Annotated in this window: 12 protein-coding genes and 2 pseudogenes; 11 read left to right on the top strand and 3 right to left on the bottom strand. The window is 30.2% G+C overall.

Annotated features, from left to right (window positions below; genetic code table 11):
- Positions 1 to 12 precede the first annotated feature (12 nt).
- The 3 genes from PG913_RS11600 to PG913_RS11590 all read left to right on the top strand — a co-directional run bounded on the left by PG913_RS11600 (position 13) and on the right by PG913_RS11590 (position 6,626).
- The gene (locus PG913_RS11600) at positions 13 to 2,706 is read left to right on the top strand and encodes a TonB-dependent receptor (RefSeq protein WP_271230846.1); all 2,694 of its coding nucleotides are present in this window, start codon (positions 13 to 15) and stop codon (positions 2,704 to 2,706) included.
- A 225-nt stretch (positions 2,707 to 2,931) separates the two neighbouring features.
- Positions 2,932 to 3,663 carry an energy transducer TonB gene (locus PG913_RS11595; RefSeq protein ID WP_271230845.1) on the top strand — a complete coding sequence of 244 codons (732 nt, stop codon included), beginning with the start codon at positions 2,932 to 2,934 and terminating at the stop codon, positions 3,661 to 3,663.
- 50 nt (positions 3,664 to 3,713) lie between these two features.
- Positions 3,714 to 6,626, top strand: coding sequence for a TonB-dependent receptor plug domain-containing protein (locus tag PG913_RS11590; RefSeq protein ID WP_271230844.1), 2,913 nt, complete (start codon positions 3,714 to 3,716; stop codon positions 6,624 to 6,626).
- Positions 6,627 to 7,013: 387 nt separating this feature from the next.
- On the opposite strand, the pseudogene PG913_RS11585 reads toward PG913_RS11590, so the two are convergent.
- Positions 7,014 to 8,913, bottom strand: a pseudogene (locus PG913_RS11585) (amidophosphoribosyltransferase).
- Positions 8,914 to 8,996: 83 nt separating this feature from the next.
- A pseudogene (locus tag PG913_RS11580) lies at positions 8,997 to 9,924 on the bottom strand (PfkB family carbohydrate kinase).
- A 72-nt stretch (positions 9,925 to 9,996) separates the two neighbouring features.
- On the opposite strand from PG913_RS11580, the gene PG913_RS11575 reads away from it, so the two are divergent.
- The 5 genes from PG913_RS11575 to PG913_RS11555 all read left to right on the top strand — a co-directional run bounded on the left by PG913_RS11575 (position 9,997) and on the right by PG913_RS11555 (position 13,433).
- Positions 9,997 to 10,422: a SufE family protein gene (locus PG913_RS11575; protein WP_271230843.1), complete on the top strand. Its 426-nt coding sequence runs from the start codon at positions 9,997 to 9,999 to the stop codon at positions 10,420 to 10,422.
- 13 nt (positions 10,423 to 10,435) lie between these two features.
- Entirely contained in the window at positions 10,436 to 10,756 is a 321-nt protein-coding gene (locus PG913_RS11570) for a DUF59 domain-containing protein (protein ID WP_271230842.1), read from the top strand.
- Between the two features lie 2 nt (positions 10,757 to 10,758).
- Positions 10,759 to 11,262 (top strand): DUF2480 family protein, encoded by a 504-nt coding sequence (locus tag PG913_RS11565; RefSeq protein WP_271230841.1) that lies wholly within the window; start codon positions 10,759 to 10,761, stop codon positions 11,260 to 11,262.
- An 88-nt stretch (positions 11,263 to 11,350) separates the two neighbouring features.
- The gene (locus PG913_RS11560; protein ID WP_271230840.1) at positions 11,351 to 12,265 is read left to right on the top strand and encodes a DUF3078 domain-containing protein; all 915 of its coding nucleotides are present in this window, start codon (positions 11,351 to 11,353) and stop codon (positions 12,263 to 12,265) included.
- Between the two features lie 91 nt (positions 12,266 to 12,356).
- Positions 12,357 to 13,433 carry a CNNM domain-containing protein gene (locus PG913_RS11555; protein ID WP_271230839.1) on the top strand — a complete coding sequence of 359 codons (1,077 nt, stop codon included), beginning with the start codon at positions 12,357 to 12,359 and terminating at the stop codon, positions 13,431 to 13,433.
- Positions 13,434 to 13,527: 94 nt separating this feature from the next.
- On the opposite strand, the gene PG913_RS11550 is transcribed toward PG913_RS11555, so the two are convergent.
- Complete coding sequence (locus tag PG913_RS11550; RefSeq protein ID WP_271230838.1) at positions 13,528 to 13,890, bottom strand: SPOR domain-containing protein; 363 nt, start codon at positions 13,888 to 13,890, stop codon at positions 13,528 to 13,530.
- Positions 13,891 to 14,094: 204 nt separating this feature from the next.
- Here PG913_RS11550 and PG913_RS11545 point away from each other — a divergent pair, with 204 nt between their 5' ends.
- Genes PG913_RS11545 through PG913_RS13030 form a run of 3 tightly spaced genes read left to right on the top strand, consistent with a single transcriptional unit; the run spans position 14,095 to position 18,566 of the window.
- Positions 14,095 to 15,387: a cytochrome c3 family protein gene (locus PG913_RS11545; RefSeq protein WP_271230837.1), complete on the top strand. Its 1,293-nt coding sequence runs from the start codon at positions 14,095 to 14,097 to the stop codon at positions 15,385 to 15,387.
- Between the two features lie 31 nt (positions 15,388 to 15,418).
- Positions 15,419 to 18,241, top strand: a complete 2,823-nt coding sequence (locus PG913_RS11540) for a TAT-variant-translocated molybdopterin oxidoreductase (protein ID WP_408648491.1) — start codon at positions 15,419 to 15,421, stop codon at positions 18,239 to 18,241.
- A complete protein-coding gene (locus PG913_RS13030) occupies positions 18,234 to 18,566 on the top strand; it encodes a 4Fe-4S dicluster domain-containing protein (RefSeq protein WP_408648490.1) in 333 nt (110 codons plus the stop codon). Before PG913_RS11540 ends, PG913_RS13030 begins: the two co-directional genes overlap by 8 nt.
- Positions 18,567 to 18,581: the final 15 nt, after the last annotated feature.

The raw sequence follows: 18,581 nt of genomic DNA, 5'->3' as shown, positions 1-18,581 counted from the left end.
AAACAAAACAATATGCATAAAAAACTACTACTACTACTTTTTTTTGTTATTTATAGTATTGCTATTTCGGCACAGGTTATAATAGAAGGAAAGGTTTATGATGAATACCTAGAGCCTTTTCCAAGTGCTATTATTAATTCATTAGACAGTAGAATTGTTTCAGATATTGATGGAAGTTTTACGCTAACAGTAAAATCTGAATTTCCATTTGTTATTCAAGTTTCTGCTTTCGGATATCGTAAAGAAGTAATCGAAATAACAGATGCAGATCAAGAATTAAATATTATTTTAAAAGAAAATACAACCTTAGATGAAGTTGTAATTTCAGCTTCTAGATCTCCAGAACGAATTATTGAATCACCAGTAACTATTGAGAGATTAGGACTTACAGATATTAAAAATAATACTTCTGTTTCTTTTTATGATGGATTAACAAACTTAAAAGGAGTAGATTCTAGAGAAGCAAGTTATGGTTTTAAATCGATTAACTCCCGTGGATTTTCTACTTTTGATAATACAAGATTTGTTCAGTTAGTAGATGGTGTTGAAACTTCAATACCAGCATTAAATTTTTCAGCAGGTAATATTGTAGGGCTATCAGAATTAGATGTAAAGGATGTAGAAATACTTCCAGGAGCATCTTCAGCTTTATATGGTGCAAATGCATTTAACGGTATTTTATTAATGAAAAGTAAAAATCCTTTTGATTATGATGGAATAAGTACTTATTATAAAACAGGTTTTATCAATCAAGAAGAATCAGGATCACATCAATTTCATGATGTTGGTGTTAGAATGGCATATAAGTTTAATAATTATATTGCAGCAAAAGCAAATTTAGTTGTTTATAAAGCTGAAGAATGGCATGCAAATGATGCATCGAACACAACAGGTGTTGGAGGTGTTATTAAAGAAGGAAATAGAAATGACACACCTGATTATGATGGAGTAAATTTTTATGGAGATGAGATTGCTTATACATTTACAGGTCCATTTAAAGATATAGGAACTGTAACTAGAACAGGATATGCAGAGAAAGAACTATATGATTATGATGGTAGTGGTTTAAAGTTTGATGCATCGTTACATTTTAGACCAATGGGAAATGAAAAGTTAGAGGTAATACTTAATTCACGTTTCTCTGAAGGAGATAATTTATATCAAGGTTCAAATAGGTTTTCTCAACAAGAATTTCTTGTTCAACAGCATAAAGTAGAAGTTTTAGGTAAGAATTTCTTTGCTCGTGCTTATTACACTACTAATACTACAGGAATAAGCTATGATTTACGTTTTGCAGGGATTGCTTTAAATCAGGATTATAAATCTAATAAAAAGTGGTTTACTGAATATGGAGCTGCATTTGGAGGGTTAATACCAAATATAAAATCAGGGAACCATAATGTAGCAAGGAGTTTTGCTGATATGGGTAGGCTTGAACCAGGAACAGTAGACTTTAACAGAGCATTAGCTAAAATAAAAGATACTTCTATTAGTGAAGGAGGAGCAGGCATAAAAGACAATACCAATTTATATAATGCTGATGTAAATTATAATTTTAGAGATATTATTAAATGGGGTGAATTTCAAGTAGGAGGTTCTTACCGTAAATTTAACATTAATTCAGAAGGTACTTTATTTACAGATAAAGAAGATCCTATTGAATTTGATATGTATGGAATATATTCACAGCTACAAAAGAAGTTTTTAGATGATCGTTTAAAGTTTACTGGGTCTGTTCGTTATGATAAAACAAAAAACTTTGATGGTAATTTTTCACCAAGGGTTGCTTTAAATTATGCTGTTAAAGAAAATAAAATCCTAAGAGCTTCATATCAAACAGGTTTTAGAACTCCAAGTACATTAGAACAGTATTTAGGATTGAAATCGGGTCCAAATCAATTTTTATTAGGAACTTCATCAGAAAATATAGAACGTTTTTTAGTAGAAGTTGAAAATGAGAATATTCCTAATACTATTATTAAAGGACAAGATGTTTTTAATAATGCGTTTATGTTAAAAGATGGTACTTATGTACGTGTAAACCCTAATCGAGTAAAGCCTGAAAAAGTAACATCTTATGAATTAGGATATAGAAGTATTGTAAATTTAACATCTACTAACATTGTTGAATTAGATATAAATGGTTATTATAATCAATATGATAATTTTACAGCTACTAAAACAGTAGTAGTGCCTAATTATGAAGGTTTTGTTGGTGGTAAAGATGCATTTGAAAATGAAGATTTAACAGAGTTTACTTTAAATACAAATACCTTAGCTAAAGTAGAGTCTTATGGTATTGGCGTAGGTTTAACGACAAAAGTGTTTAAAACATTTAATTTTGGAGCAAATTACACATTAAGTAAATTAATATTTAATCAAGAAGATGATGAAGATTTTCAACCTGGTTTTAATACCCCAGAACATCAAGTAAAAGTAATGTTTGGTAATCCTAATTTGTTTAAAAACTTCGGGTTCAATCTAAATGCAAGATGGCAAAATGAATTCTTATGGCAATCTAGTTTCTTAAACGGAAATATTGATAGTAGAACTGTATTAGATGCTCAGATAAACTATACTATTCCAAATTTAAAATCAAGAATTAAAGTTGGTGGTACTAACTTAGGAGGTAAAGAATATGTTGTTGCTCCTGGTTCTGGATTAATTGGCTCAATGTATTACATTTCTTGGACTATTAATCAGTAGTATATAAGTCAAGTATTTACTAAATAAAAGAATTAAACATAAAAAAACCTAAATAATACATGTATTATTTAGGTTTTTTTATGTTTAATCAAAGTCTGTTGTTGAAAATACTTTTTTTAAATTAAAAAATATTTTACTATCTAATAATGATATTATTTTAATATATTTGCCGCCTGATTAAGTTTGGCTTGTTATTTGATAGTGAGTTATTTAAAGTCATTTTTTATGAAAAAAACAGTTTTATTTACACTATTATATATTATAACATCTTCTGTTCTTTTTGGGCAAGAAGTTTGTGAATCTCCAGAGAGTACAGATATCGATTTAAATAGCATAACTAAATGTGCTATAACTCCATTAAAAGATTCGAAGAATAAAAAATCTAGGCAAATTAGTGTTAAAGTATCTGCTAGAAGAAGAATGTTGAAGAAAAAAATGGTCATTTCAACCAATAATTTAACTACTTCAGGTGTCAGTTCTTCTTCTAATGAAAAACAGACTACTGATTTAGTCGCTGCAAATATTTCAAAGGAAATCAATATAAATAAAAATATTGAAGATCTTAAAAATAAATTATCAAAAGAAGAAGTTAAAAAGGCATTAAAATTTACGGCTGTAGATAGAATACCTGTTTTTGATGCTTGCCAAAAAGTAAAGAAAGGTGAAGAGTCTGATTGTTTTAATAATGAAATGATGAAACATATTTCTAAGCACTTTAGTTATCCTTCGGAAGCTTTAATACAGAATATAGAAGGTGAAGTTTGGGTTCGTTTTATTATTAGTAAAAGTGGCTATGTTAAAAATATTAAAACGTTAGGTCCTGATGATAGTGAAGTATTAAATAACGAAGCTAAACGAGTTGTTTCATTATTACCAAGGTTTCAATCAGCTAAAAAACAAGGAAAACATACTTCTGTAAAATATGGTTTTCCTATCAATTTTTCTTTAGAAGAATAATTTTATAATTAGACAAAATAACTTTTAAAATGTTAAAAAAATATTCAATAATGATTGTTTTTACTTTGTATAGCATTATTTCATATGCACAAGTAGAGATAAAAGGTGTAGTTTATGATGAATATCTAGAACCTTTTTATAATGCTAAGGTTACTTTAGATGGAAAAAGTACTGTCTCAAATCAGGATGGTGAGTTTAAGTTTAGTAGCACACAAAAATTTCCTTTAACTTTAAGGGTTTCTGCTTTTGGTTATCAAGCAGAAGAACTTATGATTACAAGTTTAAAAAAATCAATTAATATCATTTTAAAAGAGAGTTTTTTGTTAGATCAAGTAGTTGTATCTGCCTCTAGAATTCCTGAAAAAATTATTGAATCTCCAGTAACAATTGAAAGATTTGGTTTGAATGATATTCAAAAAACATCTTCAAATTCTTTTTATGATGGTTTAGTAAATTTAAAAGGAATCGATTCAAGAGAGGGTAATTATGGCTTCAAATCAATTAATACTAGAGGTTTTTCTAATTTTACTAATTCTAGGTTTATTCAATTAGTAGATGGTATGGATACTGCTGCACCAGCTTTAAACTTTAGTCCTGGTAATTTATCAGGAGTTTCTGATTTAGATATTCAACATATAGAGGTATTACCAGGTGCTTCTTCAGCACTATATGGAGCTAATGCATATAATGGTATTATGCTAATGACAACTAAAAACCCTTTCGATTTTACAGGTATTAGTGTTTCTTTAAAAAGTGGTAATACTTATCAGGAAATGGCAGGAAATAATACTTTTTATGATGCGGCTATACGTATGGCATATAAATTTAGTGAGTCTTTTGCTGCGAAAGTTAATTTCAGCTACATAGTAGCTGAAGAGTGGCACGCAAATGATAGACGAAATAAACAAATTGATACTAATAAAATTATCGAAGGAAATAGAAATACTACTTTAAATTATGATGGTATAAATATTTATGGAGATGAATTTAATGGTAGTGTCAATTTACTAGATATAGCGGAATATTCTTTTGGAGTAGATTTTTATAGTCCTGAATATGATGATTTCGATTTTTCTCAAGATTTTAATATTAGCCGAACAGGGTATTCAGAACGAGAATTATTAGGAGGGAGTCAAAAAGTAAAAAATTTAAAATTTGATGTATCTTTCAATTATAGACCTTTTCAAAATGAATCTTTAGAATTAATACTAAGCTCAAGAGTAGCAACAGGTAGCAGTTTATTTCAAGGTAGTTCAAGGTATACTCAAGAAGATGCTTATGTTAATCAATCAAAATTTGAAGTAAAAGGAAACCATTTTTACTTAAGAACGTATCATACTGTAAACGATGCAGGAAATTCGTTTAATTTAAATAGAACAGGTACGATAATGACTTCTTTATCTGGAGAGTATTGGGGGGAAGATTATTTAATAGAAATGTATGATAGTGGTGCTGATTTAAGTAATTTCAGAACTAATTTAGATGTTATGAAAAAAGCTAGAGCCTATGCTGATTCATATACATTACAGCCTGGTACATCTGAATTTGATAAAGAGTTAAAAAGAGTTAAAGAAACATTAATTACCGAAGGTGGTAGTAAAATATACGATAAGAGTACTTACTCACGTGTTGAAGGGAATTATAATTTTAGTAATTTATTAAACAATTGGGGAGATGTTCAGGCTGGAGGATCATTTAGGCAGTACAATCCAAACTCTAAAGGAACAATTTTTAATGATGCTACAAAAGCTATTAATATAAGCGAATACGGTTTTTATACTCAAGTTCAAAAAAAGTTCCTTAATAATAGATTAAAATTAATAGGATCTTTACGTTATGATAAATCTCAAAATTTTGATGGAAATTATTCACCTCGTTATGCTGTAAATTATGCTTTAGGTGAAGATAGAAATCATTTTTTAAGAGCTTCTTATCAAACAGGTTTTAGAAACCCAACAATACAAGAACAATATTTGAGAAATCAACTAGGGCGAAAAATTAACTTAGGGACTTCAAAAGATAACTTAACTAGAATTTCTATCGGTAAAAATTATAATGAATTACACGGTGTAAAATATGATAATTTAGATGGAGTTATTTCAGGTGAAGATATAATTAATAATTCATTACTAACCAGATCTGTATATCCTGAAGATGATTACACAGGTAAAGATTTTGTAAAATCAGTATATACAGAAGTTAGACCTGAAGAAGTAAAAACATTTGAGTTAGGGTATCGAAGTTTTTTTGGTGTTACAAAAACTAATAATATTAATATAGATATTAATGGTTTTTATAGTAAACATAAAGATTTTGTATTTATACAAGATATTATAACCCCTAAATTAGGCTTAGTTTATCCTTTTGGTAATAGAAAATTAACAACAGCAGAATTAGCAGATCCAGCTATACAAGCAGGTGAAATTGTTGACGGAGTATTGGTTCTTGATGAATTAGCATATACTTCACTTTATAGTGTTGATGATGATGGTGATCTTCTAGCACAAGAGTTTAATATTGTAACCAATAGTAAATCAGAAGTTACATCTTATGGCTTTGGTATTGGTTTAAAGACTAAGTTACTAAAATCTTTTAATTTTGGGTTCAGTTATGATTTTATAGATTATGAAATTGTAGATAAAGATTTAGGATTTTTTGAACCAAATTTTAACACACCAAAACATACTGTAAAAGTTGAATTTGGAAATAATAAAATTTTCAGAAATATTGGTTTTAATATTAACGCTAGATGGCAAGACAAATATAAGTGGATATCACAATTTATTAAAGGAAATGTGGATGCAAGAACTGTAGTTGATGCTCAGTTAAATTATCGTATACCTTCGATGAAGTCTAAATTTAAAATTGGAGGAACAAATTTATTTGGTAAAGAATACTTTGTTGCACCAGGATCTGGTCAAATAGGGCAATTGTATTATGTCTCTTGGATTATCAATAATTAATTAGATATTTTATATAAAATAAAAAAACTCGAGCATTACTGCTCGAGTTTTTTATTGTTTTAGAATGATATAAATTTAGAGCCTGTTTAAAAATTAAATAAAAACCAAATTATCGTCATTCTGAATTTATTTCAGAATCGCATAAGGTGAAGAAATATGGCTAATCAGGATGTGAAACTGAAATAAATTCAGCTTGACAGATTCGATTTTTCAGCGATAAAACGTTTTTAAATGAATTTAAAACAGGCTATAAAGATGTTTTTTAACACAAAAAAAGAGCTCGATATACTATCGAGCTCTTTTTATTAAAATACTTTTGTATGATTTTTGGATATATACTATAAATTAATATTTGTTTATAACCGTTTTTAGCTTTTAAAATTTCTCTTAGTAAGCTCTTTCATCATTACCTTCATAAAAGTTTATGAAAGCTTGATTAACTACTCGGTTACCTCCATCTGTTGGATAATCACCTGTAAAATACCAATCACCTAAATTATCAGGACAAGCTTTATGTAAATTAGCTACATTCTGAAAAATTACTTCAACATCTGTTTTAATATCAGATGTTTTTAATAACTCTGCAATTTTACCAGAAATCTCTTCATCAGTAAAAGGAGCATATACTTCTTTTACAAAATTTACAACATCTTTATCTTCGCTAGTTTCTTGCTTTTTACATTTAGCATATACTGTATCAATAATATCATATTGATTAGTTTGTTTTAATAATGCTAAAGCGGCTTTAAAGGCGATAAAATCATTGATTTTTGCCATGTCAATACCATAACAATCAGGGTAACGAATTTGAGGAGCAGAAGAAACTACAACAATTTTCTTTGGGTTTAATCTGTCTAATATTTTGATAATACTTTTCTTCAAGGTTGTACCACGAACAATACTATCATCAATAATTACTAAGTTATCGGTTGGTTTTACAACACTATAAGTAACATCATATACGTGTGCTACTAAATCATCTCTACTACTATCATCAGTAATAAAGGTTCTTAATTTAGCATCTTTAATAGCTATTTTTTCAAAACGAGGTCTTTTTGATAAAATTTCGATTACCTTTTCTTTAGATAATTTTGTTCCACCAGCTAAAATAGCAGTTGTTTTTTGCTGATTTAATACATCTTCAGCAGCTTCCATCATTCCAAAAAATGAAGTTTCTGCAGTGTTAGGAATGTAAGAGAAAACAGCATTTTCAATATCGTTATCAATTGATTTTAAAACATTAGGGAATACATATTTTCCTAAGTTTTTACGTTCTGTATAAATATCAGCATCGTTTCCTCTAGAGAAATAAATTCTTTCAAAAGAACAAGACTTTTTAGTACGTTGTTCTAAAATAGGAGACATAGAAGTTTTCCCATTTTTCTTGATAATTAAAGCATGACCTCTATCAATTTCTTTAATTTTATCAATAGGAACATTAAATACCGTTTGAATTGCAGGACGTTCTGAAGCTACAACAACAATTTCATCATCTTGATAATAAAATGCAGGACGAATAGCTGAAGGATCTCTTAATACAAATGCATCACCATGTCCTAATAATCCAGCCATTGCATAACCACCATCCCAGTTTTTTGCTGAACGCTGTAAAATTCGTTGGATATCTAAATTTTCCTCAATATAAGGAGAGGCATCTTTTTTACTAAAACCTTCTTTTTTCGCTTTAGCGTATAAATCAGAAACTTCATCTTCTAAAAAATGACCGATTTTTTCCATTACTGTAACAGTATCGGTTGATTCTTTTGGATGTTGTCCTAAATCAATTAAATCATTTAAAAGTTGTTTTGAGTTGGTCAGTGTTAAAGTTACCAGCTACAATTAAACTTTGATGTCTCCAGTTACGTTGACGTAAAAAAGGGTGTACATTTTCGATTGAGTTTCCTCCAAAAGTACCATAACGAAGGTGTCCTAAAAATAAGTTTCCTAAATAAGGAACATTATCTTTTTGCCATTCAGTATCATCTGTTTTATCAGGATTTTCTTGAAAAACACCATTAATTCTGTTGTTTATTTTTCCAAAAATATCTTTAATAGGTTGTGCTTGATTCGAACGAATTCGACTAATATATCTTGTTCCTGGTGTTACATCGAATTTGATACTTGCTAAACCTGCACCATCTTGTCCGCGATTGTGCTGTTTTTCCATTAATAAATACATCTTATTTACACCATAAAGTGCAGTTCCGTATTTATCTTTATAATATTGTAATGGTTTTAATAATCTAACCATTGCAATACCGCATTCATGTTTAATAGCGTCACTCATTTGAAAAAATATTTAAAGGATGTTGTGTGTTGTTGTTATTCTTGTTATTTAAAAATCCGCAGCAAAAAGCGCGGATTTTTAAATTATGATAATTCTATGTCAAATTGTGTTAACTCTTTAAAAGCCTGCAAGCGTGTTAGCACTTCTTCTTTTGTAAGCTCTTCCATTCGTTGTGTTCCAAACTTTTCAACACAAAAGGAAGCTAAATTAGATCCGTAAATAATTCCGTTTTTCATATTATCAAACGAAATATCTTCAGTTTTTGCTAAATATCCACAAAAACCTCCTGCAAATGTATCACCTGCTCCTGTAGGATCAAATACTTCTGCTAATGGTAATGCTGGCGCAAAGAACATTTTTCCTTCACTAAATAATAAAGCTCCGTGTTCTCCTTTTTTAATGATAACATATTTAGGTCCCATTTCACTGAATTTTCTTCGCAGCATTCACTAACGAATATTCTCCACTTAACTGACGAGCTTCTTCATCATTAATAGTAATCACATCTACACGTTTTAAAACGGTATGTAATTCTGTTAATGCGATATCCATCCAAAAGTTCATAGTATCAAGTACTATTAATTTTGGCTTTTCAGTCATTTGATCTAAAACAGATGCTTGTGTTAATGGGTGTAAATTACCTAACATTACAATACCTGCATCTTTAAAATTTTCAGGTACTACTGGTGTAAAATGTTCTAAAACATTTAATTCAGTAATTAAAGTATCACGAGAATTCATATCATTATGATATTTACCACTCCAGAAGAATGTTTTTCCTTCTTTAACAACTTCAATACCATCGGTATTAATATCTTTGTTGTTCATCATATCTAAATATGATTGAGGGAAATCTCCTCCAACTACAGAAACTACTCCGGTTTTAACTCCAAAATGAGAAGCCGCCAAACCTACATAAGTTCCCGAACCTCCTAATATTTTATCTGTTTTACCAAAAGGTGTTTCAATAGCATCAAAAGCTACGGTACCAACTGCTAATAATTTGCTCATTTCTTGTTTTTTTACTGTAATTTTGCACTTTTAATAAAGTGTCTTTAGACAGTGCAAAAATAGTTTTAAAAAATGACTATCAAAGAAATACAAGAAGAAATTATTGACGAGTTTTCTATGTTTGATGACTGGATGGAGCGTTACGAGTATATAATTGACTTAGGAAAATCATTACCTATGATAAAGGATACCTTTAAGTTAGATGAAAATTTAATTAAAGGATGCCAATCAAAAGTTTGGTTATATTCTGAGTTAGATAACAACACAATTCTATTTACTGCCGATAGCGATGCTATTTTAACTAAAGGAATTGTAGCGTTATTATTAAGAGTATATTCTAATCAAACGCCCGCAGCAATTTTAGAAGCTAAAACTGATTTTATCGATGAAATTGGTTTAAAAGAACATTTAAGCCCAACGCGTGCTAATGGTTTAGTTTCTATGATTAAGCAAATTAAAATGTATGCGATTGCGCAACAATCTAAATTAACAACATAAAGAAGTAGAAAAGATGACAGATAAAGAATTAGACGATTTAGGAGATAAAATAGTAGGTGTTTTAAAAACAATTTATGATCCTGAAATTCCAGTAGATATATATGAGTTAGGATTAATTTATGATGTATTCGTTTCTGAAGAAAAGGATGCTAAAATTTTAATGACTTTAACATCGCCAAATTGCCCAGTAGCGGAAAGTTTGCCTGTTGATATTGAAAACAAGGTGAAATCATTAGAAGAAATTAATAACTGTGAGGTTGAAATTACTTTTGATCCTACTTGGACAAATGAAATGATGAGTGAAGAGGCGAAGTTAGAACTTGGAATGCTATAAAAATGGCAGAAGAAATAATAAATAGAGTTGCAGGCAGTAAATTAATAACAATTGATCTTGAAGATTTTTATCCTCAAGGAAATCGTATTGTTTTTGATATTAAAGATTGGTTGTATGAAGAATTAATTCTTCGTGAGAAAGATTTTAGAGAACAAGTGAAAAATCATAATTGGTCGCAATATAAAGACACATTTGTTGCTTTAAGTTGTTCTGTTGATGCGGTAATTCCTTCTTGGGCATATCTTTTATTAACAACTAAGTTAACCGAATTTGCTCAAAAAATAGTAGTTGGTGATTTAGAATTACTAGAAACTGTAATTTTTAATGATATTATCACAAATTTAGATACAACTTTATATCAAGACAAAAGATTAATAATAAAAGGTTGTTCTGATAAACCAATTCCACAAAGTGCTTATACACTGTTAGTAAGCAAAATTCAGCCAATTTGTAAAAGCATTATGTTTGGTGAAGCTTGTTCTACAGTGCCTTTATTTAAAAAATAAATGTTAAAAATTAGTGACTTTTATAAAAGAAGGTTGTCTAATAAAATGCGTAGTTTTGCGCTCTTAAAAATTTGAAAAAATTAATATAATGAAAAAAATAATTTTAACATTAGCATTTGTTTGTTCTATTGTTTCTTTACAAGCACAAACAGCAGAAGAACTAAAAAAAGATCTTGCAACTAAAAAAGGTGAAATAAGTAAATTACAAGGTGAAGCTAATGCTTTACAATCTAAAATTGATGCTTTTCCAGGATGGAAATATGGTGCATTTGGTACAATTGGAGCTAATTTCTCAGCTTTCGACAACTGGTATTCTAATACTGTTCCTAATTCATCTGCTGGAAATGTAGGTATTACTGTAAACGGTTTTGCTAATTTAGATAGAGAAAAATATTTTTGGAGAAATTCAGGAAATATTAATTTAGGTTGGGTTAAATTAGATGATAAAAATAACCCTAATGACGATACTGAATTTAACGGAACTACTGATGTTTTTACAGTAACTTCTTTATTTGGTTATAAATTAACTAAAACATTAGCTGCTTCAACTTTAGTTGAATACAGAACTTCTTTAATTAAGAATTTTAATGACGCAGGTTATTTAGATTTTGGACTTGGACTTACTTGGATTCCTATTCCAGAATTAGTAGTAGTTGCACACCCATTAAACTACAATTATGTATTTAGTAAATCAGGATCAAACTTTGATTCTTCTTTAGGTGCTAAAATTGTTGCTGAATACAACAAGAAAATAGGTAACTTTAAATTCAGATCTAATTTATCTACTTTCCAAAGCTATAAATCAGCAGATTTATCTAACGCAACTTGGATAAATTCTATCGGATTTAATATCTGGAAAGGTATTGGAGTAGGAGTTGAATCTGGTTTAAGAGCTAATAAACAAGAAGCTTTTAATTCTGCTTTAACAAATTATCCTTCTTTAGAAGCAACACCAGGAAAAGTACAATCGTACTGGTTAGCTGGTTTAAGTTATGGTTTCTAAATAAAAACTTTATAATTATAATAAAACCTCAAACAGTAATGTTTGAGGTTTTCTTTTTTACGTATTTTAGCTAAAAATTAAACAAAATTAAATGACACTATTAATTATTTACGCTACAGTTTCTATCTTTTTTTCTTTTATATGTTCTATTTTAGAGGCAGTTTTACTAAGTGTAACCGCTACTTTTATCAATGTGAAAAAGAACGAAGGCGAAGCTTTTGCAACAGGATTAGAAATCTTAAAAAAAGATGTTGATAAACCTTTAATTGCTATTCTTACATTAAATACCCTTGCTCATACTGTTGGTGCAATTTTAGTAGGTACTGAAGCTAAAAAGATATTTAATGATGATGGTTATGGTGTTTTTATCGTTTCTGCAGTTATGACTATTTTAATTTTAGTGGCATCAGAAATTATTCCAAAAACAATTGGAGCTACCTATTGGAAACAATTAGCTGGTTTTACAACAAAGGCATTAAAAGTAATGATTTTTCCATTAAAATGGACAGGTGTTTTATGGATCTTACAATTGACTACTAAGTTAATTGGAGGAAAAGGAGGACATGGGGAAAGTGTTTTAAGTAGGGAAGATTTTTCGGCGATGACAGATATTGCAGAACAAGAAGGTGTTTTTCATGAAGATGAAAGTAATGTTATCCGAAATATGTTGAATTTTAAAGATGTTCAAGCAAAAGATATTATGACGCCTCGTACAGTTCTTATATCAGCTGATGAAAATCAAACAATTCAATCCTTTTTTGATAAAAATAACTTACTAAACTTTTCAAGAATTCCTGTTTTTTCTGATAATTCGGATACTATAACTGGTTATGTTTTAAAAAATAAATTATTACTTGCTTTGGTTGAGAAAAAAGGAAACGAACCTTTAAAATCAATCAAAAGAACTATTCTAATTGCAGAAAGAACGTTATCAATTCCTGATTTATTTAAAAAATTAGTAGCACAACGCGAGCATTTAGCGTTAATTGTTGATGAATATGGTTCTGTAAGTGGTTTAGTAACTCAAGAAGATGTAATTGAAACCCTTTTAGGTTTTGAAATTATGGATGAGAGCGATAATGTTGCCGATTTACAAAAACTAGCAAGAATGAATTGGAAAAAACGAGCTAAAAATATCGATATTATAGATAATTCTGAGGAGTCATAAATTATTTTAAAGAATAATTATACTACATATAACAAAAAAATCAGTGCTAAATTTAGCACTGATTTTTTTGTTTACCTATTATTCTGATTTTTATTTATAGTGGAATAACAATAGAACCATTAAATTTTTCTCTTATTTTATTTAAAGCTTTATCTGCTTGTAATTTTGTCCTGTAGTCACCAACTTGTGCTTTCCAATCAGGTTGATCGTAGGTGATTTTTGTATAAACACCCGGATATTCAATCTGAAATCTGTTTCGTAAACTCTTAGCTTTCGTTTCTAAACCATTATATAATTGGATTCTGTAACCAGTTCCATTTCGTTTATTATATTCTCTTTTCTTAACAATAAGAGAAGCTATGTCTTTATTTTTATTGTGTTTCTCTTGTGCTTTTGTACTAAATACACCTATTGTAAGAGATAACGTTAAAGTTAGTATAATACCTCTTTTTTTCATTTGATTAAAACTTTATACAAAAGTAATGACTTACAATTTAATAGATTGTCTACTTAAGTTATTTAGAACAAATATAAATTATAAATTAGCAATCTCTTAACTTTTCACAATTTAGAGATAAGTAGTACTTTTGCGTAACCTTCTATGTGCTATTTTTATAATAGTCTTATAGATAAAAATCTATTAAAACTTATATTTAACAGTATGAAAAGTGTGAAACATCACAACAGATTAACCCAGACACTCGTAAAGAGTTTAGCTTTCTTTTTAGTTTTATTCGTGAGTTTTTCAGCGTTTTCACAAGATGTTGATGAAGCCCGTCAAAAAGAAGGGAAAAAATTATTTAAGTCTTTATGTGCTTCTTGTCACAAGTTAGATAAAAAACTTGTTGGTCCTAAACTAGGAGGAGTAGAAAGCAGAAGAGAAAACGATTGGTTAAAGTCTTGGATTAAAGACAACGCAGCGTTAAGAGCTTCTGGAGATAAAGATGCAATTGAAATTTTTGAAGAATATAAGCAATCTAATATGACTGCTTTTCCTCAGTTAACAGATAAAAATATTGATGATATTCTTTATTACACAACTGTTGGTGAGATTAAGAAGGCAGGTGCAACTGAAGTTGCTGCAGCTGGTTCAACTGAAAAAGGAGATGCTCCAGGATGGTTGTTGTATATTTTAGCAGCAGCGATTATTGTTGCTTTTTTAATTATTGCTAGTTTATTAAAAACAATTAGTGAGTTAAAAGGAGCACCTAAAACACCAGGTTTAGCAGGTCAAACAGCTGAGTTATGGGAAGGTATTAAAAAGAATACATTTTTACATGTGTTAGCTGTGATTTTTGGAGCTTTAATTGGGATTTATGTTTTATTCGGAACATTATTTCAAGTAGGTGTTGATGAAGGTTATCAGCCAATTCAACCAATTGCTTTTTCGCATAAAATTCACGCAGGTGATAATAAGATAGATTGTCAATATTGTCACTCTTCAGCAAAACATAGTAAAACTTCAGGTATTCCTTCAGTAAGTGTTTGTATGAACTGTCATAAGAATATTTCAGAAGTAGCAGATGATACTAAAGTGGTTATGGATGATCATACTTTAACTAAATCTGATTTAGATAAAGAAATAGCTAAGATATATGATGCTGCCGGATGGGATGCTGAAAATTTAGAATATACTGGTAACACTAAGCCTGTTAAATGGGTTAGAGTTCATAATTTACCAGATTTTGCATACTTTAATCACTCACAGCACGTAACTGTTGCAGGTGTAAAATGTCAAAAATGTCACGGACCAGTTGAAGAAATGGAAGAGGTATATCAGTACTCTCCATTAACAATGGGTTGGTGTATCGATTGTCATAAAGAGACTAAAGTAGACTTGAAAGGAAATGAATACTATGCTAAAATTCATAAGCAATTAGCAGCAAAGTATGGAGTTGATCAAGTTTCAATAGCACAGTTAGGTGGAAAAGAGTGTGGTAAGTGCCACTATTAATCAATTAGAAAGTAGAAAAACACATATATAAATGGCTTCAAACAAAAAATACTGGCAAAGTGTTGAAGAACTAAAAGGTAGTTCTGTTGTTGAAACGCTACGTAATAATGAGTTTGTACAAGATATTCCTACAGATGAATTTTTAGGTGATAAAGAAACGTTAGAAACTTCATCAACCTCACGTAGAGATTTCTTGAAATATGTTGGATTTACCACAGCAGCAGCTTCTTTAGCAGCTTGTGAGGGTCCCGTAAGAAAATCAATCCCTTATGTAGTACAACCAAATGATATCGTTGTAGGTGTTGCTGATTGGTACGCAACTACAATAGCAGATGGTTTTGATTTTGCAAACGTATTAGTAAAAACACGTGAAGGTCGTCCGATTCTTGTAATGCCTAACAAATTGGCATCAGGAGAAACAAACGCACGTACACAAGCATCTGTTTTATCATTATACGATGATCAATTACGTTTAAAAGAACCTAAAAAAGGTGCTGAACAAATTTCTTGGGCAACTGCCGATAAAGAAATTGTTGCAACTTTGAATGAGTTGAAAACAGCAAATGAACCTGTAGTATTATTAACAGGTACTTTAGCAAGTCCTTCAACTGAAAAAGTAATTACAGCATTTACTGCTGCATATCCAAACGTAAAGCACGTTGTTTATGATGCTATTTCAGAAAGTGCAACTGCTGATGCTTTCGAAGCAATGTATGGTACACGCGCTTTACCTAATTACGATTTTAGTAAAGCTGAAGTAATCGCTTCTATTGGTGCTGATTTTATTGGTGACTGGCAAGGAGGTTATGAAAAATCATATACTGATGGTCGTAAAGCTGCATCTGGTAAAATGTCTTACCATGTTCAGGTAGAAAGTAATATGTCTTTAGCAGGAGCAAATGCTGATAAAAGATTAGTTGTGAAACCTTCTGATCAAGTATATGCTTTAGTTAATTTATATAACGAAGTAACAGGAGAGTCAATTCCTTCTAAAGCAACTCAAATTGATGCTGAAATTAAAAAACTAGCAATTAGTTTAAAAAAGGCAGGTTCAAAAGGAGTTGTTGTTACAGGATTAAATGATAAAAATGCTCAGTTAATTGCTTTTGCTATTAACGAGAAATTACAAAGTGAGATATTCGATACAAAAGCTGTTAATTTAACACGTCAAGGTAACGATACTCAAGTAGCTCAATTAGTTGCTGATATTAAAGCAGGAGTTGTAAAAGGTTTAGTTACTTATAACACAAACCCTTTATATACTTTAGCAAATGCTGCTGATTTAGCAGAAGGAATTAAGAACTTAAAATTATCTGTTGCAATATCGACTCAAAACGATGCAACGGCTAATGCTACACAATATACATTACCAGCACCTCACAATTTAGAGAGCTGGGGAGATGTTACAATTACTAAAGGTACGTATAGTTTAATGCAGCCAACAATTTCTCCATTATTTAATACACGTCAGTTACAAGATGTGTTATTAAAATGGTCAGGTAGTTCTGTAAACTATTACGATACTTTAAAAGAGTTTTGGAGTACTAATGTATTAGGTGGAGCATCTTGGAATCAAGCATTGCATGATGGTTTTTTCAAAGCAAATGTTATTACTTCTGAAGACGAAGAGATTTTTCAATCTGCAGTAGTTATAACAAATACAGTATCTGAGTTATTAAAAACTACAAGTACTGCTTCTGGTTTTGAATTAAACTTATTTTCATCAACTGCATTAGGTGATGGTAAACAAGCAAACAATCCTTGGTTACAAGAATTACCAGACCCTATAACACGTGCTTCTTGGGATAATTACTTAACCGTTTCAATGGCTGATGCTAGAGAATTAGGTTTTGAAAATCCTGTAAAAGATAACGGAGCTATTAATGGTAACTATGCTACTGTAACGGTAAACGGAGTTTCTGTTGAAAAAGTTCCAGTTATGATTCAGCCAGGTCAAGCAAAAGGATCTGTAGGTTTAGCATTAGGATACGGTAGAACACAAACTTTAAAAGAAGAGATGCAAGTTGGTTTAAATGCGTATCCTCTTTATAAAAATGGAAACCATATTCAATATAATGTTTCTATAGAAAAAACTTCAGGATGGCATAAGTTTGCTTGTACTCAAGTACAAAGTACTCTTGCTGGTCGTAATGATATTTTAAAAGAAGCTACTTTAAACCAAGTATCAAATAAAAATTTAGATCCAAAACATACTTGGAATAAGCCTTCAATGGTATCTTATGATCACCAAGAAGTTGAGGCAAAAAGTATCGATTTATGGGCAGACCATAATCGTGAAGTTGGGCATCACTTTAATTTATCTATCGATTTAACATCTTGTACAGGATGTGGGGCTTGTGTTGTAGCATGTCACGCTGAAAACAATGTGCCAGTTGTAGGTAAAGATGAGGTAAGAGTAGGTAGAGATATGCACTGGTTGCGTATTGATCGTTATTATTCTTCTACAGTAGTTGATAAGCAACATGATGCTTCAATGACTATTGAAGAATTTAGAGCTCAAAACCCTAGATTATCAAACAAAGAAGTTGAAAGAAAGTATACTGAAAAAGTTTTAGAATTAAGTAAAGGTGATTTATTTGACGCTTTAGAAAATTCTGCAGAAAACCCAGAGGTAGCTTTCCAACCAATGATGTGTCAGCACTGTAATCACGCTCCGTGTGAAACAGTATGTCCAGTAGCAGCAACATCACATGGTCGTCAAGGTCAAAATCAAATGGCTTATAACAGATGTGTAGGTACAAGATATTGTGCAAACAACTGTCCTTATAGAGTTCGTCGTTTTAACTGGTTTAATTATTCAGAAAATAGCGAGTTTGACTTTAACATTGAATAACGAATACGGAAAAATGGTGTTAAATCCAGATGTAGTAGTTCGTTCTCGTGGAGTTATGGAAAAATGTTCTATGTGTATTCAAATGACACAAGCAACTATCTTAAATGCTAAAAAAGAAGGTAGAGCTGTACATAAAGATGAATTTGAAACAGCTTGTTCATCAGCTTGTTCATCTGGGTCAATGGTATTTGGAGATATAAATAATCCTGAAGATGCAGTTACTGCATTAAAAGAGGATGATAGAGCTTTTCATGTGTTAGACTATATTGGTACAAAACCAAACGTAGTTTATCAAGTAAAAGTAAGAAATACAAACGAAGCATAATAACAAAACTAATAA

This window comes from Tenacibaculum pacificus, from assembly GCF_027941775.1.
GTDB classification, from domain to species: Bacteria; Bacteroidota; Bacteroidia; order Flavobacteriales; family Flavobacteriaceae; genus Polaribacter; species Polaribacter pacificus_A.
This window is presented reverse-complemented; position numbering and strand designations above follow the sequence as displayed.

Excerpts from the sequence above, each read along its gene's own strand:
- PG913_RS11600 (WP_271230846.1), top strand. The coding sequence starts at position 13 with ATGCATAAAAAACTACTACTACTACTTTTTTTTGTTATTTATAGTATT.
- PG913_RS11595 (WP_271230845.1), top strand. The coding sequence starts at position 2,932 with ATGAAAAAAACAGTTTTATTTACACTATTATATATTATAACATCTTCT.
- PG913_RS11590 (WP_271230844.1), top strand. The coding sequence starts at position 3,714 with ATGATTGTTTTTACTTTGTATAGCATTATTTCATATGCACAAGTAGAG.
- PG913_RS11575 (WP_271230843.1), top strand. The coding sequence starts at position 9,997 with ATGACTATCAAAGAAATACAAGAAGAAATTATTGACGAGTTTTCTATG.
- PG913_RS11570 (WP_271230842.1), top strand. The coding sequence starts at position 10,436 with ATGACAGATAAAGAATTAGACGATTTAGGAGATAAAATAGTAGGTGTT.
- PG913_RS11565 (WP_271230841.1), top strand. The coding sequence starts at position 10,759 with ATGGCAGAAGAAATAATAAATAGAGTTGCAGGCAGTAAATTAATAACA.
- PG913_RS11560 (WP_271230840.1), top strand. The coding sequence starts at position 11,351 with ATGAAAAAAATAATTTTAACATTAGCATTTGTTTGTTCTATTGTTTCT.
- PG913_RS11555 (WP_271230839.1), top strand. The coding sequence starts at position 12,357 with ATGACACTATTAATTATTTACGCTACAGTTTCTATCTTTTTTTCTTTT.
- PG913_RS11550 (WP_271230838.1), bottom strand. The coding sequence starts at position 13,890 with ATGAAAAAAAGAGGTATTATACTAACTTTAACGTTATCTCTTACAATA.
- PG913_RS11545 (WP_271230837.1), top strand. The coding sequence starts at position 14,095 with ATGAAAAGTGTGAAACATCACAACAGATTAACCCAGACACTCGTAAAG.
- PG913_RS11540 (WP_408648491.1), top strand. The coding sequence starts at position 15,419 with ATGGCTTCAAACAAAAAATACTGGCAAAGTGTTGAAGAACTAAAAGGT.